Genomic DNA, 22,933 nt, shown 5'->3' with positions numbered 1-22,933 from the left:
GTAATAAGCGTTGAGCATGCGAGCTAGTACCTTGCAGTCCTCTTCGCTTATATCGTTTTCAACGAAAAAAAGTTGAATTTTTAAAAATAATACTGGAATACGAATACCTTCAAATTCATCTTTAGTTAGCGACCTCAAATCTATCTTTTTCTCTTCCATAGTAGTCCCTCCTTAAGCTTTTTGTTCTTTTTTGGGAACGTTATTGGTAAAAAAAATATCAAGATTGTTCGTTTCATATCCCAATATTTTAGCCATTTTGATAAATTCATTAGCCCCAATATCCACCAAACCATTTTCCCTCTTTGCATATGGCGTTCTTGTTTTCCATCCCATTAAATTAGCCATTTCATCTTGTGTGATTCCACAAGCAATCCTTTCGGCTCGCAATCTTTTTAGATCAAGTACCATTTTGTCACCTCCTTCGTTCTCGTTTGAGAACTGTTTATACCTTAACATTTATCGTTCTCACATGTCAACATTTTTTACCCTAAAAAAATCATAAAGTTTTTTTCTTCTAATATATTGTATTCATTTGGGAACGGTGCTATAATCTAATTGTTCACAAATAAGAACAAATATTTTATACACAGGAGATACTTAAAATGAGAAGCAATGATGAAATAATCACAATTATAAAATCGGCAATGAAGGAACAAAATTTATCGCTTAGTGAATTAGCTCGTCGTGCCGGAATTGCAAAATCTGCAGTATCACGTTATTTAAATCTAACTAGAGAATTCCCTTTAAATCGGGCGGAAGATTTTGCAAAAGCTCTTAGTATCAGTACAGAATATTTACTTGGATTTGATAACAGTGGACAATCACAACAACAAGACAATCTTGCCGCTCATTTAGATGGCGATTTTTCAGAAGATGAACTCGCTAAAATTAGAGAGTTTGCGGAAATGGTGAGGAAATCACGCGATAAATAAACAAAGGGTGATATGTTTGAGCAAGTATGAAGAATTATTAATACAACACGATTACATCGACATTGAAGATAAATATAATCTTCCAGGAAATTTTAAAGGATTTTATGACAACGATGTCATACTTGTCGATAGTAAGCTTAATACTTATCAAAAACATGAAATTTTAGCAGAAGAAATAGCACACTATAAAATATCTGCTGGTAACATCTTAGATCAATCAAACATGCTTAATCGAAAATTTGAATTAAAAGCAAGACGCCTTGCAAATGAATCAGTGATTACTTTGCAGGGTCTAATTAACGCTTTTAATTATGGTGTGCAAAATATTTATGATTTAGCTACATATTTTGAAGTCACTAAAGATTTTGTACTAGATGCTATACAACATTACAAGCAAAAATATGGCTTAAGAACTCGATATGGTAAATACATCATTGAGTTTGAACCGCTGATAATATATAAAGATTTATAAAACTGGTTAAATCGCTTTATGCGTTTAATATAAAATTAAAATAGGAGGTTTTGCAAAATGAATTTACAAGCAAAACAGAACATGTCTCAAAATGATTTAATGATTTTACGTTCAGAAATGGACAAGAAAGAAAAAAGTAAAGGCGTTATGTGGCTGTTATGGTTTTTTACAGGAGGAATTGGGGGTCACCGTTATTATTTAGGTGATATAGGTTACGCTATTGCTATGACATTTACGTTAGGAGGATTAGGTTTTTGGTCTTTGATTGACGCCTTTTTGATAAGCGGGAGATTAAGAAAGAAAAACGAAGAAATTGAACGCGATATTATCGTTGACATGGGGCTAGGTCGTTAAAATAAATTAAAAAACACCTACTTAGTAAACGCTTTAAGGTGGTGGGGGGCATGCATACTAATTATAAAATATTCAAAAACACCCCCTATCTATAATAATTATTGATAAAACAAATCTACTAGTCAGTATCTAATCACAACATACGAGGTATAACATGAAAAATAAAATTATTGTATTTATATTATTATTAACTTTTACAATCTCATATTCAACAAATTCAGCAATCGCTTTACAAGAGGAAAGCATCGATTCTATCGGGCTAGAAGATAACACAATCAACGAGTCTTTATTAGATAATATGCCTGACTACATAATAGAGGAAGAAGCCACAATACAACCTAGAGTTATAGGACCTATTGTTAAATATGTAGTTAAAAACGGTATGACATTTTATAAAAGCATTAAATATGCACCGAAATTCCCTCGAAATTTTAGGGCAGTTAGTGGAAAAACCAAGCATCATAACGTGAATAATAAAACCTTACTAGCCAAACTTAGAAAGGTTGAAAAAGGACCATGGAAAAAAGTATATAAAGATGGATACATTGGAAAGAAAAAAGTTTCAGTTCATTATTTCCAAAGTAAATCAGGTTTAGTGTTCGATGTAAAAACTAAGTCAGGATGGAGTAATAAATAATGCTAATATTTGAAAACAAAGAACAACTTGAAAAATTCACTTTAATAACTATTCATGGTTTATTTCATCAACTTAAGCACAATCTTATTTCAATAGAAAATGCAGAACATATAATTTTCACACCCTATATGATGGAGGAACTTTCTTCTTTAAACGTAAATTCAGAAATAATCGATTTAATTCATAAAGGTACGGAACTGGAAGATTTAGAAGCATTTGATTTATCTGTTCAGGAAGCTGTTTCTGAATTTATAAAAAAAACAGAAAAGCTATTAAAGAACTATCAGCATGTAGATTTTAATGAAAAGATACTGAAAGATTGGAATATAGAAAGAAGTATTTAAGATGTTATACTAACATTTTAAATACAGGTAGCACCATCTATCCTTTAATAATAACATATTGCAGATTCCTGATATAAGATGATATAATTTAAATATATTAAAGGGGCATCCTTTAAAACACGTATATATTTGTTACCTTTTTGGTAATTAACAATGTAATCTTATAATTATAAGTGGCGTCTGTAGTTTATACAGGCGTCTTTTTTATACGGTTTCACGGGTACCACACGTACCCTTATTATTTTTTTACTTTTTTTGAGGAGGAATGACGAAATGCCGGTGTACAAAGACGACAAAAGCGATAAATGGTACTTTACTGTTAGGTACAAAGATATTTACGGCAATAACAAAAGGAAATTAAAACGAGGATTTAAGACTAAACGTGAGGCTAAAAGCGCAGAAGCTGAATTTTTAACAGAAGTCAACGAAGGCTATAGTGATTCGAACACATATGAATATACATTTTATCATTATTTAGACAATAGTGACCTGCGGCCTAAAACTAGAAAACGGAAAGAGAATGAATACAAACTGCATATAAAACCGAAGTTTGGGCACATCAAGATGAACAAAATTACTCAGCAACAATGCCAAGAGTTCAGAAAGTATCTTATGGATAATATCAATTCTTTTAACAGCGCGCGTACAATTTGGTCAGGGTTTAAAGTGGTTATCAATTATGCTAAAAAGTATTTTGGATTGCGCATCGACCCAACTATATCAATTAAACCTATCCCACGTACTAAGCCTAAACCAAACTTTATGATGAGAGAAGAATTTGAAGATCGTGTAAAAGAAGTAGAAGAACAAGATTATCGGGAACTATTTACTTTGATGTTTTATACAGGTTTAAGAGTCGGCGAAGCGATGGCTTTAGTTTGGACAGACTACAATAAATATAAAAAAGAAATATCCATCAATAAAACGATGGACATCTCTAATCGGTCAATATACCCTCGGCCTAAAACAGATAGTTCTGAAGATATAGTACCTTTACCTAAATTTATCAATGAAATGTTATCTGAACGCTACCAACGTGAAAAACAGATGAACAAATATTTTGATGAACAAAACTATTTTATATTTGGCGGACTTGCCCCTAAACATTATAGCCATGTTCATAAAAAATTTAACAAGGCTTTTCCTAATTATAGCATACATGCCCTAAGACATTCATATGCATCTTACCTAGCAAATAACGGTGTAGATATATTCGTACTACAATCATTAATGCGTCATGCTCAAATAACCGAAACAATGGGTACGTATAGTCATTTATATACTCAGAAAAAACATGATGCCATAGCCATTTTTGACGAGTAAATGGTATCAAAACGGTATCAGTACCCATGTTTAAAACATGAAAATCGCATAACATCAGTAGTTACAACTAGCCTATACTACCTTCCATTTCAAATTTGATTAATCGGTTCATTTCAACGGCATATTCCATTGGTAATTCTTTTGTGAATGGTTCAATGAATCCCATAACGATCATTTCTGTTGCTTCTTCTTCAGAAATACCACGTGACATGAGATAGAACAATTGCTCTTCAGAAACTTTAGAAACTTTTGCCTCATGTTCAAGTGAGATATTATCGTTGAAAATTTCGTTGTAAGGAATTGTGTCAGAAGTTGACTCGTTATCAAGGATTAAAGTATCACATTCGATATTAGAACGTGCACCTTTCGCTTTACGTCCAAAGTGAACGATGCCGCGATAAACCACTTTACCGCCATCTTTAGAAATTGATTTTGACACAATTGTAGAAGATGTGTTCGGTGCTTTATGAATCATTTTTGCACCTGCATCTTGGACTTGACCTTGACCTGCAAAAGCGATAGAAAGCGTGCTACCTTTAGCACCTTCACCTAATAATACACAAGCAGGATATTTCATTGTCAACTTAGATCCTAAGTTCCCGTCGACCCATTCCATGTTACCATTTTCATGAACGAACGTACGTTTAGTAACTAAGTTATAAACATTGTTAGCCCAGTTTTGGATTGTTGTATAACGTACGTGTGCATCTTTGTGGACAATAATTTCTACAACCGCTGAGTGTAGAGAGTTTGTCGTATACACTGGTGCTGTACAGCCTTCAACATAGTTAACAGAGGCTCCTTCATCAGCAATAATGAGTGTACGCTCAAATTGTCCCATATTTTCTGAGTTAATACGGAAGTATGCTTGTAAAGGTGTATCTAATTGAATATTTTTAGGCACGTAGATGAATGAACCACCCGACCATACAGCTGAGTTTAAAGCGGCAAACTTATTGTCACCAGCAGGGATAACAGATGCGAAATACTCTTTAAACAAGTCTTCATTCTCTTTAAGTGCAGTATCTGTATCTTTGAAGATAATACCTTTTTCTTCTAGTTCTTTTTCCATATTATGGTAAACGACTTCAGATTCATATTGTGCAGACACACCTGCTAAATATTTTTGTTCTGCCTCTGGGATACCTAATTTATCAAACGTACGTTTAATTTCTTCTGGCACTTCATCCCAAGAACGCTCTGAACGTTCTGAAGGTTTGACATAGTACGTAATGTCATCAAAGTCTAATTCTGATAAATCTCCACCCCATTGAGGCATCGGCATTTTATAGAATAACTTTAAAGCTTTCAAACGAAAGTCTAACATCCATTCAGGTTCATCTTTCATTCTTGAAATTTCGCGTACAATATTTTCTGTCAAACCACGCTCTGATCTAAAAATTGATACGTCTTCATCATGGAAGCCATATTTATAATCGCCTACATCAGGTGCTTTTTTAGCCATCAATCATCACTCCTATTTCTTAATTAATACATGAGTACCCTTTGAATACCCAATTCTCTATTTTGAAATACGTTTCCTCGTATACACCATTTAAGTGTTATTCTTCACTTTTACCTTCTTTTTCAACTGTACCCTTTTCAAGTGCCTTCCATGCGAGTGTGGCACATTTAATTCGTGCTGGAAATTGAGAAACACCTTGTAATGCTTCGATATCTCCCATATCTTCAGTAATCTCATAATCTTCACCAAGCATCATTTTTGTGAATTCTTGGCTCATTTGCATTGCTTCTTTTAAACTATGCCCTTTAATCGCTTCAGTCATCATTGACGCACTCGACATTGAAATCGAACAACCTTCACCTTCGAATTTCGCATCTTTAATGATGCCATCGACGATATCAAATGTGAGACGAATACGGTCACCACATGTTGGGTTATTCATGTCCACTGTCATCGTACCATCCTCGATTACACCTTTATTACGAGGATTTTTATAATGATCCATAATAACTGAACGATATAATTGGTCTAGGTTATTAAAATTCATATGAGAAAAACTCCTTCGTTTGTTTCAATCCTTCGACAAGTTGATCCACATCTTCTTTTGTATTATAGATATAAAAACTTGCCCGCGCTGTTGATGATACATTGAGCCATTTCATTAACGGCTGTGCACAATGATGGCCTGCACGAACTGCAACACCTTCCGTATCTAGAGCAGTTGCCACATCGTGAGGATGAACATCCTTGAGATTGAAGGTAATAATGCCCGCACGATTGTCTTTAGCTGGGCCATAGATATCGATACCTTCGATTTGAGACATTTGTTCGTAAGCATATTGCGTCAGCACTTGCTCATGCGCATGAATAGCATCAAATCCAATAGATTCAATGTACTCAATAGCTGCTTGTAAACCAATCGCTTGTGCAATCAGAGGCGTTCCCGCTTCAAATTTTGTAGGTAAATCTGTCCATGTACTTTCATACAAACCAACAAAATCAATCATATCTCCACCGAACTCTGTCGGTTCCATTTCATTTAATAGTTCACGTTTACCATATAAAACGCCGATACCTGTAGGTCCAAGCATTTTGTGACCACTAAAACTATAAAAATCAACGTTTAAATCTTGGACATCTACCTTCATATGCGGTACAGATTGTGCACCGTCCACTGAAATAATGGCACCATGTGCATGTGCTATTTCAGCAATTGCATTAATATCATTAATTGTACCTAAAACATTTGAAACATGCGCAATAGCCACAATTTTAGTTTGATCGGTAATGGTCTCTTTAACCGCTTCAATGGATAATGTGCCATCTTCTGACATCGGTATGAATTTGAGTTTCGCTCCTTTACGGTGTGCAAGCTGTTGCCAAGGCACTAAATTCGCATGATGTTCCATTTGGGTTACAACGATTTCATCACCTTGTCCCACATTTGCATCACCATAACTATGTGCAATCATGTTTATAGAAGCTGTTGTTCCACGTGTGAAAATAATTTCTTCAAAGTGTTTAGCATGTATAAAACGACGCACCGTTTCGCGTGCACCTTCATAACCATCTGTTGCAAGTGAGCCTAACGTATGCACACCACGATGAACATTAGAATTATATCGCTCGTAATAGTCACGTAATGTATCAATCACTTGCTTAGGCTTTTGACTTGTTGCTGTTGAATCCAAATATGCAAGACGTTTGCCATTGACTTTTTGGTCTAAAATGGGAAAGTCTTTGATAATTGCTTCTACATCTAATTTTGTATCGGCCACTACAATCACAGACCTTTCTAGAATTGTATTATTTGCCTATTTTTAATTCGATAACTTCTCGTAATTGACGCTGTACATCCTCAATTGGTAATTCACGTACCACTGGATCTAAGAATCCGTGAATGACAAGACGTTCTGCTTCACGTTGTGAAATACCACGACTCATTAAATAGTAAAGTTGCTCAGGGTCAACACGCCCAACAGATGCCGCGTGTCCTGCTTCTACATCGTCTTCATCAATAAGTAGAATAGGGTTCGCATCCCCACGTGCATGCTCAGATAACATTAACACACGTGATTCTTGGTTAGCAGCAGAACCTGAACCGCCATGTTTAATATGTCCAATGCCATTGAAAATGGATGAGGCATTTTCTTTCATTACACCATGTTTTAAGATGTAGCCATCGGTTTCTTTACCATATTGTACAATTCTTGATGTTAAGTTAATTGTTTGATCGCCACGTCCGACTACAACTGACTTCAGTTCAGAAGTTGAACGGTCACCAATTAAGTTTGTTGTGTTGTCGATGATTTGATCGCCTTCATTCATTAAACCTAAAGACCACTTAATTGTTGCATCTGCTTCTGTCACACCACGACGGATAATATGTCCAGTGAAACCTTTATCTAAGAAGTCTACAGAACCATATGAAATGTTAGAATTGGCACCTGCGATGACTTCAGAAACAATATTTAATTGATTTCCTTCTCCACTTGCAGTTGATAGATAATTCTCAACGTAAGTCACTTCGGCACTCTCTTCAGTCACTAAAAGAACGTGATTAAAGAAGCTCGCATTTTCATCGTCATGAAGTACAACATATTGAATTGGATGTTCAACAACGACATTTTTAGGAACGTATACAAAAATTCCGCCATTCATTAAAGCAGTGTGCAAAGCAGTTAAGCGGTGTTCATCTACCGTAACAGCATCTTTCATAAAATACTTTTGAACTAATTCACTATGATTGATTAACGCTTCGCTTATATGCTCAATGATTACACCATCTTGAAGTGCTTTGTCATTAACTTTTGTATATGCAGATGTATTGTTATGTTGAATCACAAGATTATCTGTGTTTTCAACGTTGATAATACGGTCAATTTCACTTGGTAATTCCTTTAAATCATGGAACACAGCTCCTTGTGTTTCATGCTGTTTGAATGAATCAAAATCCCATTTATTTAATTTTGTTTTATCAGGTTTTGGCATTTCCAAAGATTCAGCTTGTCTAAACGCTTCTTTTCTTAACTCTGTCATCCAAGAAGGTTCGTTTTGAGATTGGGAATAATCAACAAGTTGTGCTTCAGAAATATTTAATGTTTCAGTAGTCATAATTATTTCCTCCTATGATGATTATTGATTTGAAATGGCTGTTTCGTATTCTTCTTTAACCCACTCGTAACCTTCTTCTTCAAGACGTTTCGCTAATTCAGAACCGCCAGATTTTACAACGATACCATTATACATAACGTGAACGTGATCCGGTGTAATGTAATTTAATAAACGTTGGTAGTGTGTAATGATTAACGCACCAAATTCATCGCCACGCATTTCGTTAATTCCTTTTGATACGACTTTCAAAGCGTCAATATCAAGACCTGAGTCAATCTCATCAAGAATAGCAAACTTAGGTTGTAACATCATTAATTGTAAAATCTCGTTACGTTTTTTCTCACCACCTGAGAATCCTTCGTTTAAGTAGCGTTGTGCCATATCTTTATCCATGTCTAAGAAATCCATTTGTTTATCAAGTTGCTTAATAAATTGCATTAAGTTAATTTCGTTACCTTCTTCGCGTTGTGCATTCATAGCTGAACGCATGAAGTCTGCATTTGAAACACCTGTGATTTCTGATGGGTATTGCATTGCTAAGAATAGACCCGCTTTAGCGCGTTCATCTACGTCTAATTCTAAAACATTGACCCCATCTAATAATACTTCACCTTTCGTCACTTCATATGACGGATGCCCCATAATTGCTGATGATAAAGTAGATTTCCCAGTACCATTTGGCCCCATAATCGCGTGAATTTCCCCAGTATTAATCGTTAAATTGACACCTTTTAATATCTCTTTATCTTCAATAGACACATGTAAGTCTTTAATTTCTAATGTTGATGGCATTAATATTCCCTCCAAAATAATGTTAGATTCCATAGTTTAGTTTATAATAATTTTAATGTAACGTCAAAAAGTTTTCTTTGGTCTCTAATTGCTAATTATAACGGAAATGATGGGAATTATAAACCGTTTCGGGTTATATTACAAGACATCTTAAGAAAGCAAACCAGAATCCTTTTTAGAAAAGTTATTGATAATCACATCCCTCCTGTTCTCATTCGTCATTTTTGACACATATTATAGATGACATAGGATTGAAATCAGTTATAATGTGGTATGATGTAACGATAAACTAAGGAAAGGAATAGAATCATGTCGAAATTTAAGATTTCAAATATACCTAGAGGTTTTGCGATGGGCATTAGTGATCTAATTCCCGGTGTAAGTGGCGGCACAATCGCATTACTCCTAGGCATTTACGATGATTTTATCGCTTCTGTAAGTGGTGTTTTTTCAAAGCATTTCAAAAAAAGTATCTTGTTCTTATTACCTATTATTATCGGAATGGCTTTGGCAATCGGCATTTTAAGTAGCGTTATCAATTATCTGTTAGCAACACACTTAGTACCAACGATGTTTTTCTTTTTTGGATTAATTTTAGGGATTATTCCATTTCTATTGCGTATTTCACATTACAAAAAAACATACAAAATCCAGCATTGGGTTATTATGGGAGTGGCTATTATAGCACTTGCATTGATGGCATTTTTTAAAGGTGATACTTCACATGCTGCACCTAGCTATATTGATTTGTCCCTGCCAATGCTCATTAAATATTTTATTGCTGGTGTATGTGCATCAAGTGCGATGTTATTACCAGGGATTTCTGGATCATTTATATTATTATTATTCGGTGTATACAGTACTGTGACTTATTCCATTTCTGAAATTGTACGTTTCAATTTCGAAGCTTTACCTGTCATTTTAATGGTAGGTATGGGGATAGTTGTAGGGTTTCTAATCGCAAGTAAAGTGATTACGTATTTGTTAAAACATTACACTTATCTCACTTATGCAGCCATACTTGGTTTAGTGATCGGTTCACTATTTTCAGTCTTTCCTGGTTTGCCTAACCAGGGCCTTACATGGTTAGCATCGATAATCACGCTTCTCTTAGGATTTATAATCAGTTTTATTTTAGGTCGCTTTACTAATGAAGCCTAAATCATATAGAAAGGCGGGACAGAAATCGATTTGATTTCATTGTCCCGCCTTTTCATTGATTATTATAAAATTATTATTTGTTTAAATAGGAAGAAACTCGGTACATTTTTGATTGATTTCACTTAGCAGAAGCTTCATTTTCTCCCTATCAATGACAATCTTTAAGACTCTTATTAAAGAAGATGAAATCTGTTACTGAATCCGTATTATCGATTACGAGATGAAATTCTCAAACTGTCACCTTAATTATCAATGTTATTTTGCAGGAATCACTGCACCATCGTATTCTTTTTTAATGTAGTCTCTCACTTCAGCAGATTGTAAGGCTTTTAGAAACTCTTGATATTTCTTATCATTTTTATGGCCTTCTTTGACAGCTAAAATATTCGCAAATGGTGACGATTCATCCTCGACTGCGATAGAATCTTTAAGTGGTTTCAAACCATTGTCAATCGCATAGTTTGAATTCATAATAACCGCATCGCCTTCATTATTGTTATACGTTTTAGGTAAAAACTCTGCCCCTTGTTGGTTATCAAATTTCAAATGCTTTTTATTTTCAACAATATCATCCAATTTTGCATCTTCAATTTTAACGCCATCTTTGATTTTAATTAATCCTGCTTTTACGAAGAATGATAAGAAACGTCCTTCTTCTGCTGGGTTATTAGAAATATAGATTTTCGCACCATCAGGTAAATCTTTTAAGCTTTTATGTTTTTTACTGTAAACGCCCATAGGAGTTGTTAAAACTTTGCCAACTTCTTCAATTTTGTAGCCGTGTGATTTTTTCTCTTCTTTTAAGTAAGGAACGTGTTGAAATAAGTTAGCATCGACATCGCCTTTATCTAATAACTTGTTCGGGATTTTGTAGTCATTGACTTCGCGAATTTGAACATCGTAACCTTTCTTTTTCATAATTTCGCCAGCTTTTTTAGCAATTTCACCGTGGGGTGTTGGTGTTGCTGCGACAACTATTTTTTTGTCATCTGCTTTACTCGTTTTATCTTGTCCACAGCCCGTTAATACAAGTGCGAATACTGCAATAGATGTAAGTAATAGCGTTAATTTTTTCATATGTATGCTCCTTTCAAATAACAACAGCTTGATTCTGAGTGCGAATAGGTATAATAAATGCGTAGTACATTCACTTTCATACACTTATAGTCGATAATCGTTTGTACTACGCATTAAATTAAGTTCAAATCATTGATACATATCTCGCTAACACGCGTTCAAGTATTTGAAACACGTTTTCACAAAGATATTTATTTCGCTGGTTCAACTGCACCATCGTATTTCTTTTTAATAAAGTCTTTAATATCTTTAGATTGTAATACTTCCATTAAAGCTTTAATTTTCTTGTCGTCCTTATGCCCTTCTTTAACAGCAATTAAGTTTGCATATGGGTTATTATTTCCTTTTTCAACTGCAATAGAATCTTTTTGTGGATTTAATTTTTGCTCGATTGCAAAGTTTGAATTGATGATGACCGCATCACCTTCACCATTTTGATATGTTTTAGGTAAGAATTCTGCAGATTGTTTACTGTTGAATTTAATGTCTTTCTTATTTTCAGTAATATCATCAAATGTTGCGTCTTGGATTTTTACACCCTTTTTAATCTTAATTAAACCTTCATCAACGAAGAATTTTAAGAAACGACCTTGTTCAGCTGGGTTGTTAGAAACGAAAATTTCTGCTCCTTTTGGTAAATCTTTTAAGCTTTTATATTTTTTTGAATAAACCGCCATAGGTTCTAAATGAACATTACCAGCAGATTCGATTTTATAACCTTTGTCTTTTTTCTCAGTATCTAAATAAGGTGTGTGTTGGAAAAAGTTTGCATCTAATTCGCCAGCATCTAACAACTTGTTCGGTGTTGTATAATCGTTAATTGTTTTAATTTCCAAATCATAACCTTTATCTTTTAATAATGGCTTTGCTTCTTCTAAGATCTCAGCGTGTGGCGCAGGTGAAGCACCAACAACAATCTTTTTGTCTTCTTTTTTACTATCAGAACCATTTCCACATGCGGCTAAAGCAACTGCAACAACAAGAACAACAATAATCGATAAAAATCTTTTCATTAAAACAGTCTCCTCTTCACTATTATTAGCGTTTATCTATTTTATTCGTTATCCAATCCCCTAAGAATTGAATAATAAATACCAAAATTAATATTAAAATGGTTGAAACTAAAATAACGTCGTTTTGATTTCGCGTAAATCCAGTTAAGTATGCCAAGTTACCTAAACCACCAGCACCGATAACACCTGCCACTGCAGTAGATCCTACTAAAGCAATCGCTGTTACAGTAATACCTGAAATTAAGGCTGGTAGTGATTCTGGTATTAATACTTTTAATACGATTGTCCAAGTTGTCGCTCCCATTGATTTCGCCGCTTCAATAACGCCTTTATCAATCTCTTTAAGCGCAATTTCTACGAGTCGACCGTAGAAAGGAGATGCCCCAATGATTAAAGCAGGTAAAGCACCCGTTGGACCACTGATTGTACCTAATAGTAAACTTGTAAATGGAATTAACAATAAAATCAAAATGATAAATGGTATCGCTCTAAATAAATTCACAATGAAAGAAACAATACTATAAAATATACGTCCTGCTTTAGATTTACTTTTAGATGTTAAAAACAGAATCACACCTAAAATGAGCCCAAAAATAAATGAGAATGCTGTTGAGATGATTGTCATGTATAGCGTTTCATATGTCGCTACCCAAACATCCGGCCAACGTACATTCGGCATCGTTATCATCTCTTGAAGTATTTCGCTAAAACTCTTACCCATGACTGACCACCTCTACATCGATATTTTGTGACTCTAAGTCCGCTTGTACTTCATCAAAATTTGTTTTTGAGACATCTTGAATGTGAACGAGTAAATAGCCTATAGTTCCCGTTTTTGAATGTTTAATATTACCCTCTAAAATATTGGCTGAAAGATGATATTCTTGCGATAGATGAGACAATATCGGGCGTGTTGTATTATCGCCAGAAAAAGTCAATTTAATCAAAACATCATCTTTTGCTAGAGGAAATGTCGCTACAAGCTCATCACTTTCATCACTCGGTTTCAAGTCTTCTTGAACAAAGCGGCGTGTCACTGCGTGCTGTGGATTTTCAAAAATATCAGAAACTTTACCTTGCTCAATGACACGACCATTTTCCATTACAGATACTTCATCACAAATCCGACGAATAACGTGCATCTCATGTGTAATAATAATAATCGTTAAATTCTTTTCCTTTTTAAGTTGTAAAAGCAAGTCTAATATTTCATCTGTCGTTTGAGGGTCAAGTGCACTTGTTGCTTCGTCACACAATAATACTTCTGGATCATTGGCAAGTGCGCGCGCAATGCCGACACGTTGTTTTTGACCACCTGATAATTCAGAAGGGTACGCATGCTCTCTCCCTTTTAAACCAACACGTTCAACGAGCTCTAATGCTGTCTGCTTTGCTTCACTTTTTGCAACTCCTGAAATTTCTAGTGGGAAAATAATATTATCCATTACCGTTCTTGACCACAATAAATTAAAGTGTTGGAAAATCATACTGACTTTTTGTCGTTTTTTGCGTAAATCTGCTTTACTTAACTGTCCTATGTTATCCCCGCCGATAATCACATCGCCTGATGTAGGTGTTTCTAGATAATTAAATAATCGTATTAAAGTACTTTTACCAGCACCAGAAAATCCGATAATACCATAGATTGAACCCTTCTCTATCTTTAGGTCAACATGATCTACAGCTGTTACAGATTTTGATTTACTTTCGTACTTTTTAACGATGTTTTTAAGCTCAATCATACTGTTCCTCCTTGTGTTTCCCCTCTTATCTGCAAAATAAAAAATGCTTTCTCTTTTAAAAAATGAAAGAGAAAGCATTAACACAAATCGCTTTTCTCTCATCTTCAAAAGTAAAATTTTTACTTTATGTGAATTGGCACCATTTCTATATACTAGACGGTTGCCGGGCTTCATAGGGCACATCCCTCCACCACTCCGGATAAGAGTTTTCTGACTATTTAATTGATATTAATCTTATCATTGTAATCAACATGCGTCAATTACTTTTTTTAATTTTTCTAACAAGTACGGTACAGATTGAAAAGCATATAACCTTTCTACTTCTTGATCATAATGCATGATCATTAACACAGGCACAGACTGTATTTCATTTGCTTGGCTCCAATCTGGATGAAAATTTAAATCTATTTTCACAATAGGTAATTGTGTCATCTCATTTGCAATATCTAACATTCTTTCAGACATTTTACATGTCCCACACATCGGTGTATAACCAAATATGAGATGAACGTTTTCATCTTTATTTCTATATATATTGTTCAATTGCTCTGAAACACTCATGATATGAATACTTCCCTTTAACATAAAAATCTTTTTTTACTTTAAATCCAAAATGTTGTAATACATTAGAGAGGTAATCGCGTGGACAACGTGCCACTTCACTATAATTCGTATCGATGAAAATATCGATGCGCTCACTCAAATAAGTTGTAAACCATTTGCGGATTTTTCGACCTTCCGCATCTGAATCTACCAAAATGTAGACCTGTCTATCATACAAATATTCAATCATATTGTCTAATTTTTCAATTCCCATCGTTCCATGTGTACATATAATTTCGACAGGTTCTAACAACACCTCTTGAACACGTTTTTTATCAGATTTACCTTCTACAACAATAACCTTATTGATCATCGCCATGGTCTTCACCTTCTAAAAAATATTTGAGTACAAAAAACTCCTTGATAATCAGATTACCGAGGAGTCTTTATGCGGGCATTATTCACCAATCATTTGTTCATAATCAGCTGCACTTAATAATGCATCTAATTGGCTTTCATCGCTTAATTCAACTTTTACCATCCAAGCTTTTTCATAAGGTGATTCGTTAACCGCTTCAGGTTCGTCTTCTAAACCTTCATTCACTTCGATGACTTTTCCTGATACAGGAGAATACAATTCAGAAACAGTTTTAACTGATTCCACACTTCCGAAAGTTTCACCTTCAGTAAGTTCATCTTCTGCTTCTGGAAGCTCTACAAAGACAATATCACCTAATTCGCTTTGCGCAAAATCTGTAATTCCAATTGTCGCTGTTTGACCTTCAACTTTTACCCATTCGTGTTCTTTAGAATATTTTAATTCGCTTGGCACTGCCACGTTAATCCCCTCCTATAATGTTTACAATTACAATTTTATCATGACATATTGGAACGGTTCTATCAACTATTTTATGATAGCCAAGTATTGCGATAGACCTCTTCATTAAAGCCGACTGTCACTTTATCACCTAAGATTGCTAATGGTCGCTTTACTAACATGCCATCAGAAGCAAGTAAACTTATTTTTTCGTCTTCATTCATATTTTCTAGTTTGTCTTTAAGATTTAACGCTCTGTATTTTGCGCCATGTGTATTAAAGAACTTTTTAATATCCAAGCCTGATTTTTCTATAATTTGACGAAACTCTTTTTCTGTCGGTGTGTGCTGTACAATATCGATAGGCTCATAGCTCACCCCATGATCAGATAAAAATTTCGCTGCTTTTTTACATGTTGTACAATTTGGATAATGATAAAATTTGATCATGCCTTTGACCTCCTTATTCCAATTAATTTTAATATATCAAATTATTAATTAAAATGCTTGTTTTTTTCAAAAAAATCATTGCCATATTGTTTTATATTGAATATATAGATGGGCGGAATATCGAATGGTTTCACAAGACGCCATCTGCTTCCATTGCTTTATGCTCTATATCAAAAATGTTAAATATTAGGAGATGCACGACCTTAGCCGTTGTTTATCAATGAATCACATAGATGACTTCATCTATGAAATCCGTTATAATGTCGTTACGTAATAGATATAAAGGAGATGTTTTAGATGCAACGCATTACTAACATGGAATCATTCAATCAAATCATCCAAAGCGAACAACCTGTTATTATTAAATTTGAAGCTGGTTGGTGTCCAGACTGTAAAGCGATGGATATGTGGATTGATCCAATTATTGAAAAATACAATCAATATGATTGGTATTCTGTTGATCGTGATGAGCTTGATCAAGCAGTGGAAGAATACGAGGTTATGGGTATTCCAAGTATTTTAATCTTTAAAGATGGCCAAAAATTACACCACTTACACTCTGCTAATGCAAAATCACCTGAACAAGTTGAAAACTATTTAGCTGAAAGCTTAGGCTAATCATTTGAGGGGCTAGGACGAGATGATGTCCTAGCCCCTCTATTTATCTATGCACACAAATATGTTATCCCTTATCTACTTAGAGTTGCGTTTAATAGGACGCTTTCGGTGATCCAATCCAAACAACGTTTTGGACTAAATATACTCTGTTAATATTCCTCTATTTTTGCGTTCTACTTTTGGAAAATCTGCCTCATCTTTTAAATCTGTTAAATAAATAAATCCAACAAGTTTTTCATCTGGCGCCACGCCAAAGATGGTTCTGATTTTGGGTTTAAAAATATAATCCGGTGTTTTCCAACATGTTCCGATGCCTTTTTCATACAATAACAACAATAGATTTTGTGCGAAAGCGCCAATAGCTAAATAGTTCTCATTTTCTTCTCTCTGTCTCGCATCACATGTCATAATGAGCGCTAAAAATCCTCCCAAATTTGTAACGGCCTCATAATGACTTTCTTGCTTCTCTTTATCTTTTGGGAATGCATATCTTGATATTTCTCGGCTCATTTCGCCTAATTTATTTTTAGGCACGTAGACAACGCGCCACGGTTCGCGCATACCATGATTAGGTGCGTCAGCCGCTTCTAATATTGCTTCTTTCAACGCAGATTCATCAATATACATATCCCTTTTGAACTTCTTAATACTTCTTCTTGAACTAATTGCTTCACGAAGCTCCATCTCTATCTACCCCTTAAAATGATAATCATTATCAATTATAAACGAGAGTCTTTTAACTTTCAAATAAACTGTGCAATGGAAGTACTTCTGCTAATTGTTTAACATGAAGTTGGCCGGGAGCTACCCCTTCTTCCAATGCACCGTATGAAAGTGCCCCACCAAAAGTGTTTTGGGCAGTTCGTGAAATCAAACCTAATTGCGACATTGAAATCCCTGTTACCCACTGTTGTAAGGCGTCGCTCGATTCAGAAAGGGCTTGTAATAGCACTAACACATCTTGTGTCGTTCTCGGCATGACTGCAATTTTTAAATGATTGGCTCCTAGTTGAGACATGTGATAGTAGGTTTTTTTCAACACTTCTATCGGCGGTGTTTCTTCAAAATTATGGTAAGAGGCAATCGAAACCATTCCAGCTTGATGAATTTGTGATACAATCTCCCCTCGCGCTTGTTGATCATGCGCCCATTCAACATCAATTAAATCAATTTCTTTTAATTGTGTTAATCCGCGCAACAGCTTAAAGTAGTCTTCCTTTTCGTAATGCCCTTCTCCACCTTGACTTTGTGTACGATAAGTCACTAAGATTTCGAACGGCTTAGTTGGATAGTTTTCTAAAATTTGGTCGATAAGTTGTTCTACAACAATGGTGCGACATTCTGCTAAGGCGTCAATTCGCAATTCAAGAATGTCAAAAAAAGCAGCATTTTGTTGAATCAATGCGCGTTGTTCATCCGATAACTGCTTTTGACGTGGCATAAAACTTGCTACAATTTGTGTTTTCAATGATGATTCACCTTTTCTCATTTATGGATTGACAATATTTACAGCTTGACCTGTCGTAATAAATGATAAAACATCTTCTAGTGGGATATCCACTAAATTTTTAACAGCTTCATCCGTATAGAATGCAACATGTGGAGAAACCAACACATTTTCGTGTTCTAACAACATTTGTAATACTGGATCATCTAATTTTTTATTTCCCCAATCATGTCTAAAATATGCCCCTTCATTCTCATAGGTATCGATTGCCGCACTTGCAACAATCCCTTCGTCTAAACTTTTAAGGAGTGCTTGTGTATCCAACACGCTACCACGGGCAGCATTAATGATAATAAGACCTGGTTGTGCTTGACGTAGTACTGCCTCATTAATCAAATAATGGTTTTCTTTTGAACCAGGAATATGTAATGTTAATACATCTACTTTTGAAACGAGTTCTTCCAAGCTATCCACATATGTCACAACATCCCTCAAATCATCATCAGGAAGTAAGTCATAAGCTAAAACCTCTGATCCAAAACCACTAAAAATTTTAGCAGCGCGGCGACCAATACGCCCGGTACCTAAGACCCCAATTTTTAGCGATTCAATGGTACGCCCCTGTAGATTTAAATTCCAAGTAAAGTCTTGTGCCACAATATTTTTATCAATTTGTGGTGTGTGACGTACTAATTCTAATGTACGTGTAACCGCAAATTCAGCAATGGATTGAGGAGAATAACTTGGCACATTGGAAATTTTAACGCCATATTGGTTGGCAACTTCTAAATCAAATTGATCATAACCCGCTGAACGCTGTGCGATATGATGAATCCCTTTATCTACTAATCGCTCATAGTAAGCACTATCAAATGATGTCGTTTGTGAAATTGTCACCCCATCGACATCATCTAATGTTTCAAGTTGTTGTTCATTTAAAGGAGACGCTGTTAATTCTACTTCAACTGTCCCTTTATGCACTTCAATCCATTGTTGAAGCGCTGGTAACTCATCTTCTCTAACATCAAATACTTTAATTTTTGTCATATTAATCCCTCCCGAAGTTGTCAGTCATTTCTGAATATACTCACTATAGCGTATCACTGCCTTTTTGAAAAGATGTGATGATTAAAAAACAAGTAAATGGGTAAAGATTGAAAGATACGTATTTAAGGGAGGAATCATTGATGTCAACAATTTATGAAACAACTGCAACCAATACAGGTGGTCGTAAAGGTCACGTACAAACAGACGATAAAAAATTGGAATTTGACCTAGCACCTCCTGATAACGCTAAAGAAAATGAAACAAACCCTGAACAACTTTTCGCAACAGGTTACGCTTCATGTTTCAACGGTGCTTTTGATTTAATCTTAAAACGAAACGGTTTTCGTAAAGCAGAACCCGTTGTCGATTTAACAGTTAAACTTCAAGAAGATCCTGACAGTGAAAGTCCTAAATTAGCCGTTGATATACGTGCTAAAGTTAAAAACATCTCACAAGAAGATGCTGAAAAATCACTAGAAGAAGCACATGCCTTTTGCCCTTATTCAAAAGCTACAAAGGGCAACATCGATGTAACACTTGATGTAGAAGTTGTTGAATAGATAAATCTATAAAAAAGCGGTGAAACAACGGATTTGATTTTCGTGTTTCATCGCTTTTTTATATTTCTAATTCATAGGCTTGATACTTTTAATCGTATGTCTCCATTTTAATCATAGCCTTGAACCTTATTTGCGCTACCTTCTATCGCTAATCCCTCTTTGATTTTAAATCTTTTCACTATCAGTTGAGTCATCTCACCATAAGCCAAAAATTTAATTCTATTACATTTTAACGAGACAAAGCAATAAAATCTTGTCCATTTATATATTAAATATATAAAATCTATAAAACCTAAAATAACATTGAAATTTTAAATGTTATTTACTATGATTGTAATTGAAGAAATTTTTTAAACAAGAAGCGGGAGGTTGCCTATGATTAAAATATTAACCGATAATGATGCCAGCCAATTTAAACAACTCATGACTGAAGCTTACCAGAATGATCCACTCACTTTTTTACACGAATTTAACACCCCTCCTGAAATTACAGACGAAGAAATCCACAATCTTCTCAACCCTGAAAATCATAATACGAATCTCGTTTTCGGTGCTTTTCAAGATGAAACGCTCGTTGGATTTTTACAACTTTACCATAGCCAGCACATCACTAAAAAACACAAAGCCCTTATCCAAAGTTTATATGTCACACCTCAATATCGCGATGAATCGTTAGCCCATCAATTAATCGATGCCTTTATTCAATATGCCAAAAATCACGGCATAGAAAATATTATGGTATCTGTTGCATCAAATAATATTACAGCTAAAGTATTCTTTGACAAAATTGGTTTCGAATTTTTAGGCTTAGAAGAAAAAGCCAGAAAAATCGACAATCATTATATTGAGGAACATTGGCTGATTTACTACACGTGTTAGCACGTAATCATATTTGACTCCCCCTACAATCACAATATATACGTTTTTTCCTCAATACACATCATGACTACATTTACAAAGCCAAACTTGAATCATTCATCTCAAAAGCATTATACGAAATCATTATCGATAGTGCGCCATGAAAATAGAAAAAGCATGAATGAGACAGAAATTCTTTTAATTTCATAATCTCATTCATGCTTCTTTTAGTTATTCGTTTGTAGCTACGGTTAAACCAGGATGATTTGTCACTTTATGCTGTTTTAAAATATTATAATAAATGTGTTTAATTTTAGCTTCATTTACATTAGGTTTAGGGTTCTCATAATTTGTTGCTAAAACGACGATATAATGGTCATTAAAATATGTCGTAAAGGTTTGACCATAAAAAATACCATTAATTCGGTTATGGTCAGGATAAGTGTAAAAACCGTAACGATATTTTTCGGGATATCGTGTTGTCATTAACTCATGAAGATAGGGCTTTGTATCTTTTGATGGGAAAACTTTATTCATTTGAAGTTTTCTAACGAGCACCCCCATGTCATGTACTGACATATATAAATTACCTGCTCCATAATATTGATTCAAAAACATAGGCGGTTTAAATACTGGCGCATTTTTATTTAATTGATAGCCTTTCGCCATATCTTCTTTATAACGTGCATCATTGTAAAATGCGCTATGTTTAAGTTGGAAAGGATTGCCAAAATATTTATAGTAATTTTCTGCATAAGTATGATGCGTCACTTCTTCAATCACTTTTGCGAGTACGAGGTAGTTTGCATCATTATAGAAGTGTTTGTGATAATGCTTCGGATCCACGCCTCTTTTTTGAATTGAATCGACAGCCTCGTCTAAATTTAGAATATCTTTAGAACCTTTGTACTTGTATAGACCACTACGATGTAACATCAAGTCTTTCAACGTAATTTTCGGTGTCGTTTCAAAATGAGATAAATATCGATCCACGTCATCATTAATATTAATTTTGTCATCTAATTCGAGTTTTTTAACCATCATTCCTGTTAAAAACTTTTGAGCTGAACCAATCAAGTAAAGAGTATTTGGATTATTCGGTTTCCCGTTCTCTAAATCTTGAAATCCATAGCCTTTGTTCATCTTTAACTTACCATTTTCAAAAACAGCGATAGAACCGTTAAATTGCACATTTTTTAAATACTGGTCAATTTGGTTATAATTCAGATTCTTTTGATCAAGTACCGTTTTTAAGCGGGGAATATAATCCGTATTCTCAACGCTATTTTTCTTTTTCTCTTGCTGACTCGCTTGAAAATTTGTCAGTTCTTGTTCATGCTGCTTTTTAAAATAACGGTATAAACTCAAACTGCCTATTAATATGACTAATGCAACAAAACAAACGAATACGTTCACTAATAATGATTTATTTTTTTTATTCACTCTCGTTTTACTCCTCTTATAATCATTAGACAAGTTCCAGATTTAAACAGCATCGATTGCAGTCATGATAAGTCTGTCTCAATCTAAAACTTGGTATTCGGTCACTGTTCAATAAGAGAAAGTGAATATCTCCCCATCATTGAGCTAGGACTGGACAATATAGAGTTTACCATGAACATAATACTTTGCAAAAATATTTAATAATTTTATTGTCCACTATGATTATTTTACACATTTAAAGCTTTATAAATCCGAAGTATTCATGCCTAAAAAATGATAAACTTTTAGGAAGCGCATTGAGTGAATGAACCTAACTTTATATACATTATTATTTCAAAGTATATGCAATAGCATTTTTATCTATTTAAAATAAAAAGGCTGAGACAATTTTTTCTGCCTCAGCCTTAACCATTTAGTTTCTTGGTTCACCGTGTACAAGGATGCTACTTAATAAGTCAAACACTTTTTTGATAAAACCGAAAATGTCAGCCATTTTTTTCATCTCCTTTTATTTAATTACATTTTTATTGTAATGCTTATTTCTAAAAATTTGTTACTTTTTGCGTAAATGGTTTATTTCTATTCCTAAGTGTAATATGTTTTTCTTTATGTTTAATCGTTTAATATTATTTTTATAATACATTGACTTTATTTTAAAAATACAACACCATTGTTTAAAATCAGTGCATTGATCATTCTTTTCAAATTTAAGTATGAAGACTTTA

28 protein-coding genes and 1 riboswitch are annotated in these 22,933 nt (G+C 34.4%); of the genes, 10 read left to right on the top strand and 18 right to left on the bottom strand.

All coding sequences use genetic code 11. The features are described 5' to 3' along the window. Positions 1-171: 171 nt before the first annotated feature. Positions 172-408 (bottom strand): helix-turn-helix domain-containing protein, encoded by a 237-nt coding sequence (locus CD118_RS10160; RefSeq protein WP_103356660.1) that lies wholly within the window; start codon positions 406-408, stop codon positions 172-174. Positions 409-602: 194 nt separating this feature from the next. On the opposite strand from CD118_RS10160, the gene CD118_RS10155 reads away from it, so the two are divergent. The 6 genes from CD118_RS10155 to CD118_RS10130 all read left to right on the top strand — a co-directional run bounded on the left by CD118_RS10155 (position 603) and on the right by CD118_RS10130 (position 4,062). Then, positions 603-932 carry a helix-turn-helix domain-containing protein gene (locus tag CD118_RS10155; RefSeq protein WP_096543804.1) on the top strand — a complete coding sequence of 110 codons (330 nt, stop codon included), beginning with the start codon at positions 603-605 and terminating at the stop codon, positions 930-932. Between the two features lie 7 nt (positions 933-939). After that, positions 940-1,404 (top strand): ImmA/IrrE family metallo-endopeptidase, encoded by a 465-nt coding sequence (locus CD118_RS10150; protein WP_307851378.1) that lies wholly within the window; start codon positions 940-942, stop codon positions 1,402-1,404. A 57-nt stretch (positions 1,405-1,461) separates the two neighbouring features. Continuing rightward, entirely contained in the window at positions 1,462-1,758 is a 297-nt protein-coding gene (locus tag CD118_RS10145) for a TM2 domain-containing protein (RefSeq protein ID WP_096543808.1), read from the top strand. Positions 1,759-1,912: 154 nt separating this feature from the next. After that, complete coding sequence (locus CD118_RS10140; RefSeq protein ID WP_065520445.1) at positions 1,913-2,395, top strand: hypothetical protein; 483 nt, start codon at positions 1,913-1,915, stop codon at positions 2,393-2,395. Beyond that, positions 2,395-2,739 (top strand): DUF3969 family protein, encoded by a 345-nt coding sequence (locus CD118_RS10135; RefSeq protein ID WP_065520444.1) that lies wholly within the window; start codon positions 2,395-2,397, stop codon positions 2,737-2,739. Before CD118_RS10140 ends, CD118_RS10135 begins: the two co-directional genes overlap by 1 nt. 273 nt (positions 2,740-3,012) lie before the next feature. Beyond that, positions 3,013-4,062, top strand: coding sequence for a site-specific integrase (locus CD118_RS10130; protein ID WP_060830242.1), 1,050 nt, complete (start codon positions 3,013-3,015; stop codon positions 4,060-4,062). Between the two features lie 67 nt (positions 4,063-4,129). Here CD118_RS10130 and sufB read toward each other — a convergent pair whose 3' ends face one another. The 5 genes from sufB to sufC all read right to left on the bottom strand — a co-directional run bounded on the left by sufB (position 4,130) and on the right by sufC (position 9,433). Next, entirely contained in the window at positions 4,130-5,527 is a 1,398-nt protein-coding gene (gene sufB / locus CD118_RS10125) for a Fe-S cluster assembly protein SufB (protein ID WP_016424582.1), read from the bottom strand. A gap of 97 nt (positions 5,528-5,624) precedes the next feature. Next, positions 5,625-6,074 (bottom strand): Fe-S cluster assembly sulfur transfer protein SufU, encoded by a 450-nt coding sequence (gene sufU / locus CD118_RS10120; RefSeq protein WP_050331554.1) that lies wholly within the window; start codon positions 6,072-6,074, stop codon positions 5,625-5,627. Then, positions 6,064-7,305 carry a cysteine desulfurase gene (locus CD118_RS10115; RefSeq protein WP_060830243.1) on the bottom strand — a complete coding sequence of 414 codons (1,242 nt, stop codon included), beginning with the start codon at positions 7,303-7,305 and terminating at the stop codon, positions 6,064-6,066. The genes sufU and CD118_RS10115 overlap by 11 nt, the downstream gene beginning before the upstream one ends. 28 nt (positions 7,306-7,333) lie before the next feature. After that, the gene (sufD, locus tag CD118_RS10110) at positions 7,334-8,641 is read right to left on the bottom strand and encodes a Fe-S cluster assembly protein SufD (protein WP_103356659.1); all 1,308 of its coding nucleotides are present in this window, start codon (positions 8,639-8,641) and stop codon (positions 7,334-7,336) included. Positions 8,642-8,662: 21 nt separating this feature from the next. Beyond that, positions 8,663-9,433 (bottom strand): Fe-S cluster assembly ATPase SufC, encoded by a 771-nt coding sequence (sufC, locus tag CD118_RS10105; RefSeq protein WP_050331557.1) that lies wholly within the window; start codon positions 9,431-9,433, stop codon positions 8,663-8,665. Positions 9,434-9,742: 309 nt separating this feature from the next. Here sufC and popT point away from each other — a divergent pair, with 309 nt between their 5' ends. Then, positions 9,743-10,594: a polyprenyl-phosphate transporter PopT gene (popT, locus tag CD118_RS10100; protein ID WP_050331558.1), complete on the top strand. Its 852-nt coding sequence runs from the start codon at positions 9,743-9,745 to the stop codon at positions 10,592-10,594. A gap of 255 nt (positions 10,595-10,849) precedes the next feature. Here popT and CD118_RS10095 read toward each other — a convergent pair whose 3' ends face one another. From CD118_RS10095 to CD118_RS10060, 8 genes are all read right to left on the bottom strand, one after another. Then, positions 10,850-11,671 carry a MetQ/NlpA family ABC transporter substrate-binding protein gene (locus CD118_RS10095; RefSeq protein WP_016424576.1) on the bottom strand — a complete coding sequence of 274 codons (822 nt, stop codon included), beginning with the start codon at positions 11,669-11,671 and terminating at the stop codon, positions 10,850-10,852. Between the two features lie 191 nt (positions 11,672-11,862). Next, on the bottom strand, positions 11,863-12,684 hold the full coding sequence (locus CD118_RS10090; RefSeq protein WP_016424575.1) for a MetQ/NlpA family ABC transporter substrate-binding protein: 822 nt from the start codon (positions 12,682-12,684) through the stop codon (positions 11,863-11,865). Positions 12,685-12,709: 25 nt separating this feature from the next. Beyond that, entirely contained in the window at positions 12,710-13,405 is a 696-nt protein-coding gene (locus CD118_RS10085) for a methionine ABC transporter permease (protein ID WP_050331560.1), read from the bottom strand. Next, a complete protein-coding gene (locus CD118_RS10080) occupies positions 13,398-14,426 on the bottom strand; it encodes a methionine ABC transporter ATP-binding protein (RefSeq protein ID WP_103356658.1) in 1,029 nt (342 codons plus the stop codon). Before CD118_RS10080 ends, CD118_RS10085 begins: the two co-directional genes overlap by 8 nt. Before the next feature lie 95 nt (positions 14,427-14,521). Next, positions 14,522-14,632, bottom strand: a riboswitch (SAM riboswitch). A 40-nt stretch (positions 14,633-14,672) separates the two neighbouring features. Then, entirely contained in the window at positions 14,673-14,987 is a 315-nt protein-coding gene (locus tag CD118_RS10075) for a thioredoxin family protein (RefSeq protein ID WP_060830245.1), read from the bottom strand. Continuing rightward, entirely contained in the window at positions 14,953-15,348 is a 396-nt protein-coding gene (locus tag CD118_RS10070; protein WP_050345916.1) for a toprim domain-containing protein, read from the bottom strand. The genes CD118_RS10075 and CD118_RS10070 overlap by 35 nt, the downstream gene beginning before the upstream one ends. A gap of 78 nt (positions 15,349-15,426) precedes the next feature. Then, positions 15,427-15,807, bottom strand: a complete 381-nt coding sequence (gcvH, locus tag CD118_RS10065; RefSeq protein ID WP_050345917.1) for a glycine cleavage system protein GcvH — start codon at positions 15,805-15,807, stop codon at positions 15,427-15,429. A gap of 71 nt (positions 15,808-15,878) precedes the next feature. Next, positions 15,879-16,235, bottom strand: coding sequence for an arsenate reductase family protein (locus CD118_RS10060; protein WP_050345918.1), 357 nt, complete (start codon positions 16,233-16,235; stop codon positions 15,879-15,881). 297 nt (positions 16,236-16,532) lie between these two features. On the opposite strand from CD118_RS10060, the gene CD118_RS10055 reads away from it, so the two are divergent. After that, on the top strand, positions 16,533-16,853 hold the full coding sequence (locus CD118_RS10055) for a thioredoxin family protein (RefSeq protein ID WP_103356657.1): 321 nt from the start codon (positions 16,533-16,535) through the stop codon (positions 16,851-16,853). Between the two features lie 135 nt (positions 16,854-16,988). On the opposite strand, the gene CD118_RS10050 is transcribed toward CD118_RS10055, so the two are convergent. The 3 genes from CD118_RS10050 to CD118_RS10040 are packed head-to-tail and all read right to left on the bottom strand — an operon-like array spanning position 16,989 to position 19,347. After that, on the bottom strand, positions 16,989-17,537 hold the full coding sequence (locus CD118_RS10050) for a nitroreductase family protein (protein ID WP_103356656.1): 549 nt from the start codon (positions 17,535-17,537) through the stop codon (positions 16,989-16,991). A 52-nt stretch (positions 17,538-17,589) separates the two neighbouring features. Further along, positions 17,590-18,321, bottom strand: a complete 732-nt coding sequence (gene aroD, locus CD118_RS10045) for a type I 3-dehydroquinate dehydratase (protein ID WP_060830248.1) — start codon at positions 18,319-18,321, stop codon at positions 17,590-17,592. Positions 18,322-18,342: 21 nt separating this feature from the next. Then, positions 18,343-19,347: a D-2-hydroxyacid dehydrogenase gene (locus CD118_RS10040; RefSeq protein ID WP_060830249.1), complete on the bottom strand. Its 1,005-nt coding sequence runs from the start codon at positions 19,345-19,347 to the stop codon at positions 18,343-18,345. Between the two features lie 140 nt (positions 19,348-19,487). Between CD118_RS10040 and CD118_RS10035 the strand changes: the two genes are divergently transcribed. Next, the gene (locus tag CD118_RS10035; protein WP_016424563.1) at positions 19,488-19,907 is read left to right on the top strand and encodes an organic hydroperoxide resistance protein; all 420 of its coding nucleotides are present in this window, start codon (positions 19,488-19,490) and stop codon (positions 19,905-19,907) included. Positions 19,908-20,282: 375 nt separating this feature from the next. After that, positions 20,283-20,786, top strand: coding sequence for a GNAT family N-acetyltransferase (locus CD118_RS10030; protein WP_103356654.1), 504 nt, complete (start codon positions 20,283-20,285; stop codon positions 20,784-20,786). A 210-nt stretch (positions 20,787-20,996) separates the two neighbouring features. Here the strand turns inward: CD118_RS10030 and CD118_RS10025 are convergent, their stop codons facing one another. Continuing rightward, entirely contained in the window at positions 20,997-22,208 is a 1,212-nt protein-coding gene (locus CD118_RS10025; protein WP_103356653.1) for a serine hydrolase domain-containing protein, read from the bottom strand. Positions 22,209-22,933: the final 725 nt, after the last annotated feature.

The sequence above is a fragment of the Staphylococcus coagulans genome, from assembly GCF_002901995.1.
Taxonomy (GTDB): Bacteria; Bacillota; Bacilli; order Staphylococcales; family Staphylococcaceae; genus Staphylococcus; species Staphylococcus coagulans.
The sequence above is the reverse complement of the archived record's forward strand: the minus strand, read 5'-3'. Positions and strand labels throughout refer to the sequence as shown.

Coding starts and splice junctions, on each gene's coding strand:
- CD118_RS10160 (WP_103356660.1), bottom strand. CDS start 408: ATGGTACTTGATCTAAAAAGATTGCGAGCCGAAAGGATTGCTTGTGGA.
- CD118_RS10155 (WP_096543804.1), top strand. CDS start 603: ATGAGAAGCAATGATGAAATAATCACAATTATAAAATCGGCAATGAAG.
- CD118_RS10145 (WP_096543808.1), top strand. CDS start 1,462: ATGAATTTACAAGCAAAACAGAACATGTCTCAAAATGATTTAATGATT.
- CD118_RS10140 (WP_065520445.1), top strand. CDS start 1,913: ATGAAAAATAAAATTATTGTATTTATATTATTATTAACTTTTACAATC.
- CD118_RS10135 (WP_065520444.1), top strand. CDS start 2,395: ATGCTAATATTTGAAAACAAAGAACAACTTGAAAAATTCACTTTAATA.
- CD118_RS10130 (WP_060830242.1), top strand. CDS start 3,013: ATGCCGGTGTACAAAGACGACAAAAGCGATAAATGGTACTTTACTGTT.
- sufB (WP_016424582.1), bottom strand. CDS start 5,527: ATGGCTAAAAAAGCACCTGATGTAGGCGATTATAAATATGGCTTCCAT.
- sufU (WP_050331554.1), bottom strand. CDS start 6,074: ATGAATTTTAATAACCTAGACCAATTATATCGTTCAGTTATTATGGAT.
- sufD (WP_103356659.1), bottom strand. CDS start 8,641: ATGACTACTGAAACATTAAATATTTCTGAAGCACAACTTGTTGATTAT.
- sufC (WP_050331557.1), bottom strand. CDS start 9,433: ATGCCATCAACATTAGAAATTAAAGACTTACATGTGTCTATTGAAGAT.
- popT (WP_050331558.1), top strand. CDS start 9,743: ATGTCGAAATTTAAGATTTCAAATATACCTAGAGGTTTTGCGATGGGC.
- CD118_RS10095 (WP_016424576.1), bottom strand. CDS start 11,671: ATGAAAAAATTAACGCTATTACTTACATCTATTGCAGTATTCGCACTT.
- CD118_RS10090 (WP_016424575.1), bottom strand. CDS start 12,684: ATGAAAAGATTTTTATCGATTATTGTTGTTCTTGTTGTTGCAGTTGCT.
- CD118_RS10085 (WP_050331560.1), bottom strand. CDS start 13,405: ATGGGTAAGAGTTTTAGCGAAATACTTCAAGAGATGATAACGATGCCG.
- CD118_RS10080 (WP_103356658.1), bottom strand. CDS start 14,426: ATGATTGAGCTTAAAAACATCGTTAAAAAGTACGAAAGTAAATCAAAA.
- CD118_RS10075 (WP_060830245.1), bottom strand. CDS start 14,987: ATGAGTGTTTCAGAGCAATTGAACAATATATATAGAAATAAAGATGAA.
- CD118_RS10070 (WP_050345916.1), bottom strand. CDS start 15,348: ATGGCGATGATCAATAAGGTTATTGTTGTAGAAGGTAAATCTGATAAA.
- CD118_RS10060 (WP_050345918.1), bottom strand. CDS start 16,235: ATGATCAAATTTTATCATTATCCAAATTGTACAACATGTAAAAAAGCA.
- CD118_RS10055 (WP_103356657.1), top strand. CDS start 16,533: ATGCAACGCATTACTAACATGGAATCATTCAATCAAATCATCCAAAGC.
- CD118_RS10050 (WP_103356656.1), bottom strand. CDS start 17,537: ATGGAGCTTCGTGAAGCAATTAGTTCAAGAAGAAGTATTAAGAAGTTC.
- CD118_RS10040 (WP_060830249.1), bottom strand. CDS start 19,347: ATGACAAAAATTAAAGTATTTGATGTTAGAGAAGATGAGTTACCAGCG.
- CD118_RS10035 (WP_016424563.1), top strand. CDS start 19,488: ATGTCAACAATTTATGAAACAACTGCAACCAATACAGGTGGTCGTAAA.
- CD118_RS10030 (WP_103356654.1), top strand. CDS start 20,283: ATGATTAAAATATTAACCGATAATGATGCCAGCCAATTTAAACAACTC.